Annotated in this window: 1 protein-coding gene; it reads left to right on the top strand. The window is 72.2% G+C overall.

Going from position 1 to position 3,076, the window contains the following annotated elements; genetic code table 11:
* Positions 1-14 precede the first annotated feature (14 nt).
* Positions 15-3,076: type I polyketide synthase (locus ABZT14_RS25525; protein WP_356306896.1), on the top strand; the 3,062-nt coding region annotated here is incomplete at its 3' end.

Raw genomic sequence — 3,076 nt, 5'->3', positions numbered from 1 at the left:
GTGTGGATGAGGGTGTGGTGGGTCCGTTGGTGCCGGTGTTGGCGGAGTGGCGTCAGCGGCAGGTGGAGCAGGACACCACCAACAACTGGCGCTACGAGGTCAGGTGGCGGCCCCAGCGCCGTACCCGCACGGGTACCCGCCTCGGTGGTGACTGGCTGCTCGTTCTGCCCCCCGGTGAGGACCACGAGGCGAGGTCGTCCCAGCTCGGCGAGACCTTGCGCGCCCACGGCGCCGAGGTGCACACGCTGGCCCTCAACGAGGGTGAGTGCGCCGACCGGCAGGCTCTGTCGGCCCGCCTCGGGGAACTGCCGCAGGTGAACGGCGTACTGTCGCTGGCGGCCCTGGACGAGACCCCCCATGACGGTGACCTCGCCGTGTCCACCGGCCTCGCCGCGACCATGACGCTGGCGCAGGCCCTCGGCGACGCCGGGATCGATGCCCCCCTGTGGATCGCCACTGCCGGAGCGGTCAGTGTCGGTCCGGCCGACCCGGTACGCAGTCCCGCGCAGGCCATGGTGTGGGGCCTGGGGCGGGTCGTCGGACTGGAGCACCCCGACCGGTGGGGTGGACTTGTCGACCTGCCCGAGCGGTGGACGGAGCGGGACGGCGCCCGGCTCGTCGCGGTACTCGCCGACGGGAGCGAGGACCAGGTCGCCCTGCGGGGAACGGACGTCCAACTGCGGCGCCTGGTGCGTGCCCGGCCTACCGGGCGCGACGAGGCCGACCGCCCCTGGGAGCCCCGTGGCACCGCGTTGATCACCGGGGGGACCGGCGGTATCGGCTCGGAGCTGGCGCGCTGGCTCGCCCGGCACGGCATCGAGCACCTCGTACTCACCGGCAGGCGGGGCGAGGAGGCCCCCGGGGCGGGCGAACTACGCGAGGAACTCGCCGAGTTGGGGGTGGGCGTCACCTTCGTCGCCTGCGACGTGGCGGACCGTGCGGCGCTGGCGAACGCCTTCGAGGCGGTACCCGAGGAGCACCCGTTGACGGCCGTGGTGCACGCGGCGGGTGTGGGGCAGTTCCAGCGGCTGGACGAGCACGATGTGAGCCTGTTGGCCGAGGTGGCACGGGCGAAGGTGTGGGGCGCGGTACACCTCGACGAGTTGTTGGGCGACCGGGAGCTGGACGCGTTCGTCCTGTTCTCCTCCAACGCGGGCGTGTGGGGCAGCGGTGGGCAGGGTGCCTACGCCGCCGCCAACGCCTTCCTCGACGCGTACGCCCAGCAGCGCCGGGCCCGTGGCCTGGTCGCGACCTCCATCGCCTGGGGCGCCTGGGGCGGCTCCGGTATGGCGGCGGACGAAGGAATGGCCCGTCACCTGCGGGCACGTGGTATCCGCGCGATGGACCCCGACCTGGCGCTGGCCGCGCTGCGCGGTGCCGTGGAACACGACGAACACTGCGCGGTCGTCGCGGACATGGACTGGGCCCGCTTCGCCGAGGGCTTCACCGCCGCCCGTCCCAGGCCGCTCCTGGACGAACTCCCCGAAGCCCAGCCGGTGGTGGAGGCCGCCGGTACGGGGGCTGACGCGGGTGCCGACGGTGAACTGCGCCGCCGGCTGGCGGGACGTTCGCCGGAGGAGCAGCTCCGGGAACTGCTGGAACTGGTCCGCAAGCACGCCGCCGCGGTACTCGGCCACGAGAGCGCGGAGGCCATCGAACCTGGACGGGCCTTCCGGGAAGTCGGCTTCGACTCGCTGACCGCCGTGGAACTGCGGAACCGGCTGAGTACGGTGACGGGGCTCCGCCTGCCCGCCACCCTGGTGTTCGACCACGCGCAGCCCCGTGCCCTGGCCACCCACCTACGGTCGGAACTGCTGGGCGAGCAGACCGTGGAACAGGCCGTCGCCACGACGGTGTCCGCCCACGACGAACCCATCGCCATCGTCGGCATGGCCTGCCGGTACCCGGGGGACGTCGCCTCGCCGGACGATCTGTGGAAGCTGCTGGAGGCGGGCGCCGACGCGCTGTCCCCGCTGCCGACCGACCGTGGCTGGCCCGCCTCCGTCGCGGGTGTGGCCGAGGGTGGTTTCGTACGGGACGCCACGGGTTTCGACGCCGCCTTCTTCGGCATGAGCCCCCGTGAGGCACTGGCCGCCGACCCTCAGCAGCGGTTGCTGCTGGAGGCCTCCTGGGAGGTCTTCGAGCAGGCCGGCATCAACCCCGAGTCGGTGCGGGGCACCCGTACCGGCGTGTTCGTGGGTTGCAACAACATGGGCTACGGCGGCGGTCCCGACATCCCCGACGAGGTACAGGGCCACCTCCTGGTCGGTAACGCCACCAGTGTCGCCTCCGGCCGCGTCGCCTACACCCTGGGCCTGGAGGGCCCGGCGATCACCCTGGACACCGCCTGCTCCTCGTCCCTGGTCGCCCTGCACTGGGCCGCCCAGTCGCTCCGCTCGGGCGAGTCCTCGATGGCTCTGGCCGGTGGTGTGTCGGTACTGGTCACCCCGGACAGCTTCACCGAGTTCAGCCGTCAGGGCGGCCTGGCGGGCGACGGTCGGTGCAAGGCGTTCTCCGACGAGGCGGACGGTACGGGGTGGGGTGAGGGTGTCGGCGTGCTGCTGTTGGAGCGGTTGTCGGACGCCCAGCGCAACGGTCACCAGGTGCTGGCCGTGGTCCGGGGTTCCGCGATCAACCAGGACGGTGCCTCCAACGGGCTCACCGCCCCCAACGGGCCGGCCCAGCAGCGGGTGATCCGCCAGGCGTTGGCGAACGCGGGGGTGTCCCCTGCCGAGGTCGACCTGGTGGAGGCGCACGGTACGGGTACGTCGTTGGGTGACCCGATCGAGGCCCAGGCCCTGCTGGCGACCTATGGCAAGGACCGTCCCGAGGATCAGCCCCTGTGGTTGGGCTCCATCAAGTCCAACCTGGCCCACACCCAGGCCGCCGCCGGTGTCGCCGGCGTGATCAAGGCCGTACTGGCGATGCGCCACGGTCTGATGCCCAAGACCCTCCACGTGGAGAACCCCTCCTCCCAGATCGACTGGTCGGCTGGTGCGGTGGAGTTGTTGGCGGAGTCGCGTGAGTGGCCGGCTGGGGATCGGCCTCGTCGGGCTGGTGTGTCGGCGTTCGGTAT

It is taken from the genome of Streptomyces sp. NPDC005438, assembly GCF_040606315.1.
Classification (GTDB): Bacteria; Actinomycetota; Actinomycetes; order Streptomycetales; family Streptomycetaceae; genus Streptomyces.
Note: the sequence above shows the minus strand (reverse complement) of the source record. Positions and strands in the feature narration are given on the sequence as shown.